The organism is Gordonia sihwensis NBRC 108236 (genome assembly GCF_000333035.1).
GTDB classification, from domain to species: domain Bacteria; phylum Actinomycetota; class Actinomycetes; order Mycobacteriales; family Mycobacteriaceae; genus Gordonia; species Gordonia sihwensis.
Genome location: NZ_BANU01000020.1, coordinates 35,183 through 49,131, shown reverse-complemented (window position 1 = coordinate 49,131; position 13,949 = coordinate 35,183). Strand labels below are relative to the sequence as shown.

Sequence of the window (13,949 nt, the reverse complement as noted above, 5' to 3'; positions counted from 1 at the left end):
GCGATCAGCTCTTCTTCACGACGAGAACGAACGGCCCGATCTCCGTCACGGTGAACGCCGGATCGTCGAAGGCCGCGGGGTTGAAGGTGACGGTATACCGCTTGACGTTCGGATCGTTGGGATAGACGTCCTCTGCGAGTCGCAGCGTGTAGCCGTCCGGGCTGTAGCGGAACAGGAAGACGTTCGGCGGCCGCCACGGGCTGGTGCGGAGGTTGTCCTTCATCTCCTGCGGCGTCGACGCCTGTGACCACTTCTCGATCGTCGCCGCACGCTCGGTGAACTCCGCCAGCGGGTTCGCGTAATGCGAGGTCAACCCCTGGAATCCCCAGTACGGGTAGAGCGAGAGGAAACCGAAGTCGGCCGTCAGCACCACGTTGTCGGTGGCCGGCCGGCCCGTCTGGGCACGGATGGTCTCGTCGATCTTCGGGTAGTACGACTCGGCGCCGGGAGCGTGCTGATCGGCGCGTACGCCGCGGCCGTCGGTGTCGGTGTACGCGGTGGTGATCTCCACCGACAGCACCGACGGGATCTGCTGGGCGACGGCCAGCGCGGCGGCCGCTGCCACCACTCCGATCACGGTCCGGATGTCGCCGAATCGGGCGATCGCCGCCCGGCTGAGCCACACCACGCCGAACGCGCCGGCCGCGGCGAGGACGGCGGTGCTGACCGGCTCGAGGCGGAACGACAGCAGGGTGGTTCCCTTGGCCGTGAGGGCCAGCGACAGCAGCGTCAGTCCGACGACGCCGACGAGAGTGCACGCCATGCTCATCGCGATGGTGCGCCGGCGGCACTGCATCAGGATCCAGACGAAGCCGATCAGGCACAGCAGGCCGAGCAGGCTCACATGGAACATGGGCAGCGCGAGAATCGAACCGGACTCCGGCAGGTAGTGCTCGGCGCTGCCGCTCACCGCGACGTCGGTCCTGAACCGCTCGACGAGGTACGGCCCCCACACAATGAGCGCGATGGCGCCGGCGAGCACCCCCATCACGACGAGCCGGATGAGAACCGCGACTATGCGGGGCCGTCGCTCCGCGGAGATCGTCTCGCGCGGCACCGTCTTGTTGCGCGGCAGCAGCCAGGCCTGCACCAGATAGACCAGCGCCATCAGCACCGCGGTGCCGGCGAAGAGCGCAGTGAACAGGGTGTACACGGTGGCGGAGAGGCCGATGAAGACGCCGCCCGCGATCACCGCGAGCCAACTCGTCTGCGACAGCGGCGTGGGACCGCCGGCCAGTCTCGACCGGCCTCGAAGCGCGTACGCGCACACCACGAGCATCGGGATGCCGACCAGGATGAGGGTGGCGGAATAGGGTTCGGGCGACGCGAACTGCAGGGTCACCAGGGTCACGGCGATCGAGACGGCGGTCCCGGCCGTCACCCCGACCATCCGGTTCCACAGGGCCGCACCGAGTGCGGCGGCCACCGCGACCGACAGGATGGCCCACGGCTTGTAGGCCTCCCAGCCGGCCAACCCCAGGGTGTTCGCGTACCGGCCGCCGAGCCAGAACCAGGTCGCCGGATAGTACGGCGGCAGATCCGCGTAGGTCATGTCCGCCAGATGCGGGCTCGACGTCAGGCGCGTCAGATACTCGGTGCGGAACTGCTGATCGACGGACAGGCCGAAGAGATACAGCTTGGTGGCGCCGAGCGGCATGCCCAGCGTCACCGTCACCAGCCCGGCGGAGGCGAACGCCGACAACAGCGAGGCCAGGATCCGCGAGCCGTAGCGCGACCACACCACGGCGACCACGGCGAGCAGCAGACAGGCCGTCTGCCCGAGCGTGGTCAGCGCCCGCGTGACATTGGAGGTGTTGAACGCAGGCCAGCCGACTGCGCCGATGATCTTGAGCCCGGCGAAGGCGATGACCGCCGCACCGAGGACCGCGCCGCCGAGTTCGACGACGTCACGGGTACGACCGGAGAGCCGGGGCCGGTCGGCAGCGGAGGTCTCCACCGGCCGTCAGATGGGGAGCTTGCGGAACACCGGGCGCGGGATGTGCCGCAACACCATCATGATGAAGCGGAACGGGCCGGGCACCCAGATGACGTCCTTGCCCTTGTCGACCGCGGCGACGGCCATCCGTGCCACGTCTTCCTTGTTCACCGTCAGCGGGGCCTCGGCGACGTGCGCGGACAGGCGGGTACGGACCTGGCCTGGGCGGATGACCAGCACCCGGATGCCCTCGGGACGCAGCGCGTCGCCCAGCCCGAGGTAGAAGCCGTCGAGGCCGGCCTTGGTGGAGCCGTAGACGAAGTTGGAGCGGCGGACGCGCTCGCCGGCCACCGAACTCATCGCGATGATCTGACCGTGGCCCTGCTCGCGCATCTTCTCGCCCAGCAGGACGCCCACCGAGACGGCGGCCGTGTAGTTGATCTCGGCCTCGAGGACCGCGAGCTTCTGGTCCTGCCAGGCCTGCTCGTCGTCGCCCTGGATTCCGAACGCGACGATGGCGACGTCGATGTCGCCGCCCTCGAAGGCCTTGTCGATCACCTCGCGGTGGGTGTCGGTGGCGAGCGCGTCGAAGTCGATCTGCTCCACCGACGACGCGCCGGCGGCGGTCATCTGCTCGGCCGCCGCGGCGGCCGCCGGGTCGTTCGGGACGGTGGCGAGCACCACGCGCATCGGACCCCGGGTGAGGAACTCCGAAGCGATGGCCAGACCGATCTCGGAGCTGCCGCCGAGGATCAGGATGGACTGCGGAACGCCGACGGCGTTGAACATGGGTGTCTGCTTTCTCACGTGCGGTCGGTGTAGGGCTCGTCGAGCCGGTTCGGACTCAGCCGGCTCGGGTCAGACCAGTTCCAGTCTGCGGCCCATGTCGGACATGAAGACGTGGTTCGGGTCGACGCGGCGCCGGGTGGCGATCCACTTGTCGATCTCGGGGTACATGGCGTGGAAGGTCTCCGCGCTCGTCCGCGAGTCCTTCGCGGTGTACAGGCGTCCGCCGATGGACATCACGCGACGGTCGAGTTCGGTGACGAACTCGTGCAGGCCGCGCTTGATCGGGAAGTCGACGCAGATGTTCCAGCCCGGCATCGGGAAGCTCAGCGGCGCTTGGTTGCCCTCGCCGAACAGCTTGAAGACGTTGAGGAAGCTGACATGGCCAGACGCCTGGATGTCGTAGATGATGCCCTTGAACTCCTCGACGGCCTCGGGCGGAACGATGAACTGGTACTGCAGGAAACCCTTCGATCCGTACGCGCGGTTCCAGTTCCCGAACAGGTCGAGCGGGTGGTAGAACTGCGTCAGATTCTGGATCTTGCCCTGGTAGTTGCCGCCCATCCGGTAGTAGGCCTCGCCGACCAGTGAGAAGTTCAGCTTGTTGGCCAGCCCGTTCGGGAAGATGTCCGGGAAGTTCACCAGCGTGGGCGCGTCGAACTTCAGCGGGTCCTTCGCGAGCTTGTCGGGCAACTGGTCGAGCCGCGCGAGGCTCCCGCGCGAGAAGGTGCCTCGGCCCAGACGCGGAGGCTTGCTGATCGCGTCGAACCAGCCCGAGGAGTACGTGTAGTTCTCCTCCGACCCGTCCATGTGCAGGGCGATGGTCTCGTCGAGGCTGTTGGTGACGCTGCCGTCGGCGATGAAGTACGCGGTCTCGGTGCGCGTCATCTGGATCTTGGCGCGCAGGATGATGCCGGTGAGGCCGATGCCGCCGATCGTCGCCCAGAAGATGGAGGCGTCGGGGTCGTCGGAGGTGCCGCCCGGGGTCAGCGTCAGGATCTCGCCCGACGCGGTGAGCAGCGAGATCTCGACCACGTGGTTGCCGAAGCTGCCGGCGCTGTGGTGGTTCTTGCCGTGGATGTCGCAGCCGATGGCGCCGCCGATCGTCACCTGGCGCGTGCCCGGCAGCACCGGAACCCACAGGCCGTGGGGCAGCGCGATGCGCATGAGGGTGTCCAGGTCGACGCCGGCGTCGAGATCGATGATCCCGGTCTCGTCGTCGATCTCGTGGATCCTGGTCAGCTGGGTCATGTCGATCGTCAGACCGCCCGAGTTCTGGGCGTTCTCGCCGTACGACCGGCCGAGGCCGCGGGCGATGACGCCGCGGCGAAGGTAGCTGGGCTTGTCTGCGTTGTCGTCGGCCACGCGTGCCACCGCTTCGGCGATGAGCTCCGGGTACGGAGTCGACAGGACATGGCCTTCTGTCGGCATGGTCCGGCCCCACCCCATGAGCTTGCGGGTCTCGATCGGGAGTACAGCTGTGTTCGTCATCGGAGTAGAGACTACTCGTCGGTCAGCTGGTCCGGGATCCTTGAGTCGGCGCTGTGTCGGGCGGCACTGCGTATCGAGGTCGGGCTGTGGCCGCCGCGGACTGTGGTGATCGCCGGCGTCGACTACATTCTGTTCTCGAGACGTGTGACAGGAACCAGGGAGGTGGCGGGCATGATCGTCGTCGGATACTCGTCCGGCTCGTTCGGGCGAACCTGCCTGGAGCACGGCATCGATGAGGCGCGCCGCCGCGGGACCGATCTCCTGGTGATCAACGCGGTCTCCGAGGCACGCGGCCAGCGTTACGCCGAGGCCGACGAGATCGTGCAGATTCAGGAGCGGCTGTCGTCGTCGGGGGTGAAGTTCCGTATCACGCAGCCGATCGGCACCACCCCGGCCGAGGAACTCCTCAACGCGATGGACGATCCCGAGGCGGAACTGCTCATCATCGGCATGCGGCGACGCACCCAGGTCGGCAAGCTGCTGCTGGGCAGTACCTCGCAATACCTGCTCGTCGAATGCCGCAAGCCCGTCCTCGTGGTGAAACCCGAACCCTGAGCCGCGCGCCTCCGCGCCGTTCGACGACAGAACCCCCGTCCGGGACGGGGGTTCTGTCGTCGAATGGAGTGTCTACTGTGCGCCGGGCGTCAGCGCAGAATCCGCGCGACGAACGGCGTCGAGTCCTTCATCGAGGCCAGGACGGTGCCCGAGTGATCCTGGGTCGGGTAGACGTGCAGTTCCACGGGCTGCCCGGCCGAGACCATCTGCGCGTACAGCGACAGCGCCGACGGAGCCGGGACGTCCATGTCCTTGAGCCCCTGGCCGAGGAAGATCGGACGGTCGTAGCCGCGATACGGGGTGCTCATGTAGTCCACCAGCGCGCCCTGCACGCCGGGGATGGAGGTGACGGGCTTGCGGAACCAGTCGCGGATCTTCGCTCCCTCGACCACCGAACGCATCTCCGGGTAGCAGCGGGTGCGTGCCTCGTTCACCACTCGACGCCCCTCGGGAGTGAGGATCGACAGCGGCTTGAGGTCGGGCCGGGCGTCGGAGAAACCGGCCCAGATGTAGGCGGCGTAGACGTTCAGACCGGTGGGCAACGCGACCGGAGGGAAGCCGGGACCGGCCTGCCAGACGATGTGCTCGATGTTGGCGGGGGTGCCGGTGGCGACCACGCCGCGGTAGTCCAGGCCCGATCCGCGCGAGTACTCGGTCGCACGGCGGGCGCCGTTGAGCGCCGCGCTCGCGCCCTGCGACTGTCCGACGATCGCCCACGTCTTCGACAGCGGCAGGCCGGAGTGCGATGCGGCCTTCACCGAGTCGACGATCGAGTGGGCCTGCACCTTGCTGCTCAGGTAGTTCATCAGGCCCGGAGTGCCGAGGCCCGCGTAGTCGGTCGCGACGATCGCGTAGCCCTGGTTCAGCCAGTGGTTCAGGTACTCCTGGTCGCGATCGCTTCGCGGCTGGGCCGACGGGGTGCAGTCGTCGCCGAGCCCGGTGGTCCCGTGCGCCCAGGCGATCACCTTGTAGCCGCCCTTCGGTGCCGGGCGCTTCGGGAGGAAGACGGCGCCGGTGCTGACCGCGGGGGCACCGTGGACGTCGGTGGTCGCGTAGAGGATGCGATAGGCGCTCGACGCGCCGGTCAGGTCGACCGACCCGGCGAGCGGCGTCTTCTGGATCAGTGTGCCGGGTGCGCCGATCGGGCCGTTGTAGCCCCGGGCGTCGAGACCCGACCAGACCGGTGCGCCGGTGGCGGCGTCGTCGGCGCGAGCGGCCGGAGCGGTGGCGAAGAGGCCGGCGGCCGCAGTCGCCGCCACGGTGAGGGCGACCACCGATCGCTTGAAACGGAGGAGGGAGGGACTGCTCATAGTGGACGACCCTAAGCCAACCGCCTCACAATCCGGTAGCCGGACGGCTCGATTGCGGGACCGCGTTCTCAGCTTTCGCTCATATCGACCTCGGTCGGCCACGGGCTAGGCTGGCACGGTGTCAGATACGTCGCCCGTGAACGAGGATCCTGCGAAGCCCGGACATCATCCGGAGCACGAGGACTTCCACACCCGTCACGCACCGATGCCGATCGAGCTGCCGCTCGACGACGAAGAGGCGTCGACCGATGTCGACATCAAGACCCAGATCATCCGGTTCATCGCGACTGGAGCGCTCTCGGCGGTCTTCGACTTCAGCCTCACCTTCCTGCTCCAGGAGGTATTCGGTGCGCCGTTCTGGCTGGCCAAAGCGGCGGGCTTCATTCTCGGCACCACGATCGCCTATCTGATCAACCGCCGGTGGACCTTCCGAGCCGAGCCGAGCACCGCGCGGTTCATCGCCGTCGTCCTGCTCTACGCGGTGACCTTCTTCGTCAACATCGGTCTCTACAACTGGCTGATGCACGCCTGGGGGACGGGCTTCCTCCTCATCGTCCTGGCTTTCTGCATCGCGCAAGGTGTCGCGACCGTCATCAACTTCGTCGTCCAGCGTGCGGTGATCTTCAAGATCCGCTGACGTCCGAGAAGTGTTATGCCGTATTCCGTTACCCGAATCGGGTAACGGAATACGGCATGAGAGTTGAGACGATCAGGCGAACTGGACGGTCGCGGTGCAGCGGCCGAAGACGCGCTTCCCGTTGACGCTGGCGCCGAAGACGATCAGGGCGCGACGGGTCTCGGGGTCGAGCGACTTGACCTTCGCGGTGTATTCGACGACCGCCGGCTCGTGAGCCGGGACGTAGACCGGGCTGGTGAACCGTGCGCTCATGTCGCGGAAGGCCGCGGGGTCGCCCACCTGCGAGGTGAGGTAACCGGCGGCGGTTCCGAGGGTCAGCATCGCCTGCGCGACCACGGTGTCGAGCCCGGCGGCCTGCGCCACCTTCGCGCTGTGATGGATCGGGTTCGGATCGCCGGATACGCCGATGTAGTTGATGACGTCGCCGCGGGTGAAGCGCTGCGCGCGGACCGGCAGGTCCATGCCCTCGGTCAGCGAGTCGAACGGAATCGTCGTCCAACGCACATCCGACTCGGGCGGGATCGCCGCCGGTTCGGCCGGGCTGAGCGGCTGCACGTGCCGGTCGCCACCGGTGAACATGATGCCGTCGACGATCTCCTCGAAGTCGTCGGGAAGACGGTCGGCGTCCTCGCCGGGACCGGCCAGCGACGTCCACGACTCCTGCAGCACGCCCTTGTCGATGTCTCGGACCAGGGTCTTGACAGTGAACAGGTCGGCTCCCGCCACGGTGCGGTACGACTCGAGGGAGACGTCGCAGTAGAGCCGGTCGCCGGCCTCGATCGGCCGGTGGAAGGCGAACCGCTGGTCGATCTGCAGGACGCCCGACTTCAGCAGGTCGCCGGGGACGGCCTTCTCCAGGAGCTGGGCCTGCGCCTTGGCACCCATGATGGCGACGATCGTCAGGGGTGCGACGAGCGCGGCGTGCCCGCCTTCGCGGGCCTTGGCGTCGTCCCAGTGAAGCGGGTTGTCGTCGTGCAGGGCGCGGGCGAATTCGCGGATCTTCTCGCGACCCACCTCGTAGTAGTCGGCTGTCGTGAAGACCTTTCCGATCGCCTGATCGATGGCCTCAGCGCGAGTCAGTTCACGGCTGGTCATTCGAATAAGGTACCTGACGTGCGAGGGAGCAGAAAAATGCCGGGTTCGGGGCCGGCCGGCGCCCGGTGGGGCCGTCGCACGACTGCGATCACCCGTTGACTTTCGCGATCACCGACTCGCCGAAGCGCTCCAGATTCGCGATCTTGGTCTCCAGCGGCTCGGTGTCGCGGCCCATGATGTAGGGCAGCCGGAACCCGACGATCACGTCCGTGACGCCCTTGTCCTCGAGGCGGCGGCACCCGTCGACGGTGTACGCATCCAGGGAGATCACGTGGATCTCGAACGGATCGTTCTCCTTGCCCTCGGCCTTGCGGATCGCGCCGAGCTTGTCGATCAGAGCGTCGAGTTCCTCGGGGGCGCCGCCGCCGTGCATCCAGCCGTCGCCGCGGATCACGGCTCGCTTCAGCGCGGCGTCGGCGTGGCCGCCGACCAGGAGCGGAATCGGCTCGGAGGGTGTCGGACTCATCTTGATCTCGGGAATGTCGTAGAACTCACCGTGGAACTCGAAGTACCCGGGCGTCGTCAGGCCTCGGATGATGTCCATGCATTCGTCCATGCGCTTGCCGCGGCGGGCGTAGTCGACGCCCATCAGGTCGTAGTCCTCGCGCCAGGGGCTGGTTCCGACGCCCAGGGCGAGCCGGTTGCCGGTCAGGCAGGCCACCGACGCGGCCTGCTTGGCGACGAGTGCCGGCGGTCGGACGGGCAGTTTGAGCACGAAGGGCAGAAAGCGCAGGGTGCTGGTGACGGCGCCGAGGGCGGCGGCCTGGATGAAGGTCTCGATGAAGTCCTTGTCTTCGAGGAACTCCCGCCTGCCGTCCGGGGTGTAGGGGTACACCGAGTCCGATTCCTTGGGGTAGGCGAGGGAGTCGGGGATCGTCATGCCCGCGAACCCGGATCGCTCGGCCGCCTGCGCCAGCGCCGGATAGTAGGTGTAGTCGGTCATCGCTTCGGCAAAGGTGAATCGCATGGACCCCAGACTAGAACACGTTCTAGTGCGGGACGAGGTTTCCGGATCTCCGGCGACCGGGTCCGCCCATCCGCCTCCGCACGTGGCTCAGGGGCGGCCGAACCGCTCCGCGCGACCGAGGCGGCGCAGCCGCATCCACTCGCGGAACCCCGCCGGATCGCGCTGCTGCACCAGGAAGTACCACGCGAATCGCGCATACTCCTGCGGAAGCAGCTTCCGCATGCCGGGCTGGCTCATCAGATAACCGCGATTGCGGTAGGTGAAGAACCGCTTCACCTCGTTGTCGGGGTACTGCGTGTGCATCCGGCCTCCGAGGATCGGCCGGAACTCATCGCTGCCGTCGGGGTGCAGATAGGCGGTGGTCAGACAGGTGCCGAAGCCGATCCCCGAACGTGCCAGGCGTCGATGCATCTCCACCTCGTCGCCGCGGAAGAACAGCCGGAGGTCGGGGACGCCGGTCGCGTCGAGGGTGTCCGCAGTGAACAATGCACCGTTCATCAGCGACGCGATGCCCGGCAGCAGATCGTCGTGACCGGGTGTCTCGGTATCGGTGAAGAGTTCCGACCGCTTGCGCCGCCACACCAGACCGCGGCGCAGCGGGAAGGCGAGGTCGTCGGGCGCGTCGATGTTCACCACCACGGGGGAGACCTGGCCGAGGCGGTGGCGGCGAGCGCAGTCCAGCAGTGTCGAGAGCACCTCCGGGCCCTCCGGCCGGCCGTCGTCGTCGGCGCACCAGACCCAGTCGGCGCCCAGCGCCAGCGCGTGCAGCATGCCGAGGGCGAAGCCGCCGGCACCGCCGAGGTTGTGCCGCGAGGGCAGGTAGGTGGTCGGCACGGGCTGGCTCGCCACGAGCTCGCCGACCTCGGGCTCGGCGGCGTTGTCGACGACGATCAGGTGGTCGAGCGGTCGGTCCTGCGCCGCCAGCACCTTCAGGGATTCGGCGAGCAGTTCGCGGCGCTTATGGGTGACGACGACGCCGACGACCATCTCGGCGGTCGGCGCACTCACGCCGAACCCGGGGTGCCGGACGCGCCGTCGCGCTCGTCGGCGAGTTCGTCGAGAACTTTGCGCACGTGCTGCGCGGCGTCGGGACCCTCGTAGGCGCCGACGACCTCTTCGATGCCGCCGTCCATCCGGATCTGACCGTGGTCGATCCACAGCGCGCGGTCGCAGAGCTGAGCGAGGAACTCGTTGGAATGGCTGGCGAAGACCAGGATTCCCGAACGCTCCACCAGGGCCTGCAGCCGGACGCGGGCCTTCTTCATGAACTCCGCGTCCACCGCGCCGATCCCCTCGTCGAGGATGAGGATCTCCGGATCGATGCTGGTGACCACGCCCAGCGCCAGACGCACGCGCATGCCCGTGGAGTAGGTGCGCAGGGGCATCTCGAGGTAGTCGCCGAGCTCGGAGAACTCCGCGATCTCGTCGGTCTTCTTCAGCATCTCCTTGCGGCTCATCCCCAGGAACATGCCGCGGATGATGATGTTCTCGTACCCGGAGATCTCCGGGTCCATGCCGACGCCGAGGTCGAAGACGGGCGCCACGCGGCCGGTGACGCGGCACGATCCGCGGGTCGGCTCGTAGATACCCGAGAGCAGACGCAGCAGTGTCGACTTTCCCGCGCCGTTGTGGCCGACGAGGCCGACGCGATCGCCGTGCTGCAGGTGCAAGTTGATGTCGCGAAGGGCCTCGACCACGACGGTCTTGGAATTGTTGGCGCCGATCACGCCGCCGGCGGCGCCGATCACCGCCTTCTTGAGGGATCGCGTCTTGGCGTCGAAGATGGGGAAGTCGACGCAGGCGTCCCAGGTGTCGACGCGGATGTCGGTGTTGGCTGTCACAGGTCCTCCTAGACCCAGTACGCCACGCGGGCGCGGTAGTTGCGCATCACGAACATCGCTGCCGTCCAGCCGACGGCTGTGCAACCGATCACGATCAGCCAGTGGTACAGCGCGACGTGCTGGCCGAGCAACGGGCCGCGCGCGATCTCCAGGTAGTGGTACATCGGGTTCAGCTCCACCAGCTTCAGCCGGCTCGACTCGTCGGCGCCGGTGCTGCTGAGCGACTGCGCCGACCAGATGATCGGCGTCATGAAGAAGACGAGCCGGACGGCGGTGGTCAGCAGCTGGCCGATGTCGCGGAACCGGGTCGACATGATGCCGAAGACGATCGTCGTCCAGACTGCGTTCAGCGCGTACAGCAGCAGCGCGGGGAAGACGAGCAGGACCGTCCAGCCCAGGGGCTGCGGGAACACCGCGAGCAGGATCAGATAGATCACGATGTTGTGGGCGAAGATGATGAGGCTGCGCCACACCACCCGGTACACGTGCACGCTGGTGGGCGCGGGGAGTTGTTTGATCAGTCCTTCATTGGTGGAGAAGACCACCGAGCCGTCGAGGATCGAGGTCTCGATGAAGCCCCAGAAGATGAAGCCGAGGGTCACGTACGGCAGGAAGACCTTGATGTCCTGGTGGAACAGCTCGCCGTAGAGGATTCCCATCGCGACGGCGGTGACCCCGGTGGCGACCGTGATCCACAGCGGACCGAGCACCGAGCGCTTGTAGCGCTGCTTGATGTCGGTCCAGCCGAGGTGCAACCACAGCTCGGAGTTGCGGAACCCGTCGACGAGGTCCTTGAAGCCACGACCGAACGTCTTCGAGTCGGAGGCCTGGGGCGCGGGCGGGATTCCGCCGTCATTGACTACGGCTGACACAAGGCCACAGCATACAAGTGCCTCAGAGGTACTGACCTGTGCTGTGCCCGTCGTGTGGCACAGCTCCCGGAGGCAGCGCGCCCTGGCGCATCTGTTCGAGTTGGCTGCGGGCGGCCATCTGCTGAGCGAACAGCGCGGTCTGGATGCCGTGGAACAGGCCCTCCAGCCAGCCGACGAGCTGAGCCTGCGCGATCCGCAGCTCGGCGTCAGACGGGGTCACATCGTCCGAGAAGGGCAGGGCCAGCCGGTCGAGCTCGTCACGGAGTTCCGGCGCCAGCCCGTCGGCGAGCTCGGCGATCGACGTGCGGTGGATCTCCGCGAGCCGGTTGCGGCTGGCGTCGTCGAGAGGAGCCGCGCGCACCTCTTCGAGCAACTGCTTGATCATCGTCCCGATCCGCATCACCTTCGCGGGCTGTTCCACCATCGACGCGACGGTGCCGGGCTGGTCGTCGTCCGCGGAATCGCGGCTCTCCTCATTCGACGGCAGTCCGCCGGGGAGGATGATGGACTGCTGCTGGGGAAAGCCCGAATCGGGCTGGTCGTCTGGGCCGCCCGGTGTCGGGGAGCCGAACATTGCGGGGTGCATGGCGTCCATTGTGCCTTTTCGGTGCCAGTATCGTTGTGCGCATGCCGTTCGACATCGCCTCGGTCAGGGGGCTCTTTCCCGCGTTGGGGGACGGCTGGATCTACCTCGATCCGCAGACCGGGATGCAGATCCCCGATTCGGTGGCGTCCGCCGTCTCGACCGGATTCCGGTCGCTTCCGGTGGTCGCGGGCAGTCGTAGCCCCCAGGCTCGCGCAGCGGCGGAGACGATCGAGAACGCCCGGCGGGCGGTCGCGGATCTGCTCGGCGCCGATCCCGCCGGTGTGGTGCTGGGGTCGTCCCGCGCTGCGCTGATGTCGGCGCTGGCCGACGCGTTGCCCCTGTCCGCGTGGCTGAACCGGAACATCGTGCTCTCGCGGTCCGACGACGAGGCCGTTCTGACGCCGGCGCTGACCGGAGCGGCACGCCACGGGACTCAGGTCCGGTGGGCGGAGATCGACGTGGAGGACGGGACCCTTCCGACCTGGCAGTTCGCGGACATCATCGACGACCGCACCTCACTGGTGGCAGTCACTCTCGCCTCGTCGGTGAACGGCGCGATCACCGATATCGGTCCTATCGCCGGGCACGCCCGCGCCGCGCGGGCCCGGCTTCTGGTGGACGCGACCACCGCGGCGCCCTATGTGCCGCTGTCGATGGACGAGCTCGGCGCCGATGCGGTGCTGGTCAGCGCCGAGCGGTGGGGCGGCCCGCGGGTCGCCGCCCTCGTCTTCGCCGATCCGGAGCAGTTGGGCTCACTGGTCCGCGTGTCGATGAATCCGAAGGCCGCCGGCGCGGCACGCCTCGAACCCGAGCCGCTGCCGGGCGCCCTGCTCGCCGGGTTGATCGCGTCGATCGAGTATCTCGCCGGCCTCGATCAAGCAGCTGCGGGCACCCGCCGCGAACGCATCACCGCGTCGATGGACGCGACCTTCGAGTACGTGCACCGTCTGCTGTACTACCTGGTGAACTCCCTGTCCCATCTGTCGAACGTGCGGGTCATCGGGCCCGATGTGCACCGGGTCCCCGTGGTCAGCTTCGTCGTCGAGGGTGTTCCGGCCACCGAAGTCTGTGTTCGGCTCAGCGACAACGGGATCGCCGCACTGGCAGAGGTTCCCAGCCGCGCGCTGGGGGCGATCGGCGTCGACGAGATCGGCGGCGCCGTCACGGTGGGGCTCTCTCCGTACTCCACTCCGTACGAGGTAGACCAGCTGGTGAGGGTGCTCGGCTCGTTCGGCTGATCGCGCATACGGTGTTGATCCGTTCGGCGGACGTCGAGTTTGGCCACCGCGTACCCGCCGGTAGGGTCGTGATCGGCCGACCGCGACTCGTCGTGGCGGTCGATCGAGAATCTCATGAGGGTGGAGGACACGACCTTGGCGGAACCGGAAGGTGGCGATTTCGCTGAGCGCGGCGCTGAAGGGCCTGCGTTGACGCCGGAGCAGCAGAAGCTGTGGCAGCAGTTCGTGAGCGGCGGCTGGATGATGTACCGCGCGTTCTTCCGCGAGATCGACCGTGCGGCGCCGCTGACGTCGGCGGACTGGCGACTGCTCGAGGTTCTTGCGTCCGCGCCGCAACTGCGCATCAGCGATCTCGCCGATGCCACCCAGATCGGTCTCAGCACGGTGTCGCGCCAGGTCAGCCGCTTTCTGGAGCGCGGCTACGTGGTGCGCGCGGAGTCGGTGGAGGACGATGCCCGTCAGAAGTGGGTGCAGATCACCGACGAGGGTATGGAAGCGCTCAAGCCGATCCTCGACACGCGTGACCGGGCGGTGCGCCGACTCGTCGTCGACCAACTGACTCCCGAGGAGTTCGAGCAGCTCTGCACGCTCTTCGGCAACCTCGGCGCACGCATCGTCGAGACCGAGGACTGACG

The 13,949-nt window shown here is 67.6% G+C and carries 14 protein-coding genes; 4 read left to right on the top strand and 10 right to left on the bottom strand.

Annotation, left to right across the window (positions count from 1 at the left end; genetic code table 11):
• Nucleotides 1-4: 4 nt before the first annotated feature.
• The 3 genes from GSI01S_RS13335 to dprE1 all read right to left on the bottom strand — a co-directional run bounded on the left by GSI01S_RS13335 (nucleotide 5) and on the right by dprE1 (nucleotide 4,213).
• Nucleotides 5-1,957: an arabinofuranosyltransferase gene (locus GSI01S_RS13335; protein ID WP_006897104.1), complete on the bottom strand. Its 1,953-nt coding sequence runs from the start codon at nucleotides 1,955-1,957 to the stop codon at nucleotides 5-7.
• A gap of 6 nt (nucleotides 1,958-1,963) precedes the next feature.
• On the bottom strand, nucleotides 1,964-2,725 hold the full coding sequence (gene dprE2, locus GSI01S_RS13330) for a decaprenylphospho-beta-D-erythro-pentofuranosid-2-ulose 2-reductase (RefSeq protein WP_006897103.1): 762 nt from the start codon (nucleotides 2,723-2,725) through the stop codon (nucleotides 1,964-1,966).
• Nucleotides 2,726-2,794: 69 nt separating this feature from the next.
• Nucleotides 2,795-4,213: a decaprenylphosphoryl-beta-D-ribose oxidase gene (dprE1, locus tag GSI01S_RS13325; protein WP_006897102.1), complete on the bottom strand. Its 1,419-nt coding sequence runs from the start codon at nucleotides 4,211-4,213 to the stop codon at nucleotides 2,795-2,797.
• A gap of 171 nt (nucleotides 4,214-4,384) precedes the next feature.
• Between dprE1 and GSI01S_RS13320 the strand changes: the two genes are divergently transcribed.
• Complete coding sequence (locus GSI01S_RS13320) at nucleotides 4,385-4,768, top strand: universal stress protein (protein WP_039867714.1); 384 nt, start codon at nucleotides 4,385-4,387, stop codon at nucleotides 4,766-4,768.
• Between the two features lie 89 nt (nucleotides 4,769-4,857).
• Here GSI01S_RS13320 and GSI01S_RS13315 read toward each other — a convergent pair whose 3' ends face one another.
• Nucleotides 4,858-6,078, bottom strand: coding sequence for an alpha/beta hydrolase family protein (locus tag GSI01S_RS13315; RefSeq protein ID WP_006897100.1), 1,221 nt, complete (start codon nucleotides 6,076-6,078; stop codon nucleotides 4,858-4,860).
• Nucleotides 6,079-6,214: 136 nt separating this feature from the next.
• Here GSI01S_RS13315 and GSI01S_RS13310 point away from each other — a divergent pair, with 136 nt between their 5' ends.
• The gene (locus GSI01S_RS13310; protein ID WP_006897099.1) at nucleotides 6,215-6,715 is read left to right on the top strand and encodes a GtrA family protein; all 501 of its coding nucleotides are present in this window, start codon (nucleotides 6,215-6,217) and stop codon (nucleotides 6,713-6,715) included.
• Nucleotides 6,716-6,787: 72 nt separating this feature from the next.
• Here the strand turns inward: GSI01S_RS13310 and GSI01S_RS13305 are convergent, their stop codons facing one another.
• From GSI01S_RS13305 to GSI01S_RS13280, 6 genes are all read right to left on the bottom strand, one after another.
• A complete protein-coding gene (locus tag GSI01S_RS13305; RefSeq protein WP_006897098.1) occupies nucleotides 6,788-7,810 on the bottom strand; it encodes a fused (3R)-hydroxyacyl-ACP dehydratase subunits HadA/HadB in 1,023 nt (340 codons plus the stop codon).
• 88 nt (nucleotides 7,811-7,898) lie between these two features.
• Nucleotides 7,899-8,777, bottom strand: coding sequence for a TIGR03619 family F420-dependent LLM class oxidoreductase (locus GSI01S_RS13300; protein ID WP_006897097.1), 879 nt, complete (start codon nucleotides 8,775-8,777; stop codon nucleotides 7,899-7,901).
• Between the two features lie 87 nt (nucleotides 8,778-8,864).
• A complete protein-coding gene (glfT1, locus tag GSI01S_RS13295) occupies nucleotides 8,865-9,764 on the bottom strand; it encodes a galactofuranosyltransferase GlfT1 (protein WP_039867711.1) in 900 nt (299 codons plus the stop codon).
• 17 nt (nucleotides 9,765-9,781) lie between these two features.
• Nucleotides 9,782-10,618 carry a galactan export ABC transporter ATP-binding subunit Wzt/RfbE gene (gene wzt, locus GSI01S_RS13290; RefSeq protein ID WP_006897095.1) on the bottom strand — a complete coding sequence of 279 codons (837 nt, stop codon included), beginning with the start codon at nucleotides 10,616-10,618 and terminating at the stop codon, nucleotides 9,782-9,784.
• An 8-nt stretch (nucleotides 10,619-10,626) separates the two neighbouring features.
• Complete coding sequence (wzm, locus tag GSI01S_RS13285) at nucleotides 10,627-11,490, bottom strand: galactan export ABC transporter permease subunit Wzm/RfbD (RefSeq protein WP_006897094.1); 864 nt, start codon at nucleotides 11,488-11,490, stop codon at nucleotides 10,627-10,629.
• Between the two features lie 22 nt (nucleotides 11,491-11,512).
• On the bottom strand, nucleotides 11,513-12,085 hold the full coding sequence (locus GSI01S_RS13280; protein WP_006897093.1) for a bacterial proteasome activator family protein: 573 nt from the start codon (nucleotides 12,083-12,085) through the stop codon (nucleotides 11,513-11,515).
• A gap of 32 nt (nucleotides 12,086-12,117) precedes the next feature.
• On the opposite strand from GSI01S_RS13280, the gene GSI01S_RS13275 reads away from it, so the two are divergent.
• Both GSI01S_RS13275 and GSI01S_RS13270 read left to right on the top strand, forming a co-directional pair.
• Nucleotides 12,118-13,314, top strand: a complete 1,197-nt coding sequence (locus tag GSI01S_RS13275) for an aminotransferase class V-fold PLP-dependent enzyme (RefSeq protein WP_006897092.1) — start codon at nucleotides 12,118-12,120, stop codon at nucleotides 13,312-13,314.
• A 135-nt stretch (nucleotides 13,315-13,449) separates the two neighbouring features.
• Nucleotides 13,450-13,947: a MarR family winged helix-turn-helix transcriptional regulator gene (locus GSI01S_RS13270; RefSeq protein WP_233500125.1), complete on the top strand. Its 498-nt coding sequence runs from the start codon at nucleotides 13,450-13,452 to the stop codon at nucleotides 13,945-13,947.
• The last annotated feature ends 2 nt before the right edge of the window (nucleotides 13,948-13,949 follow it).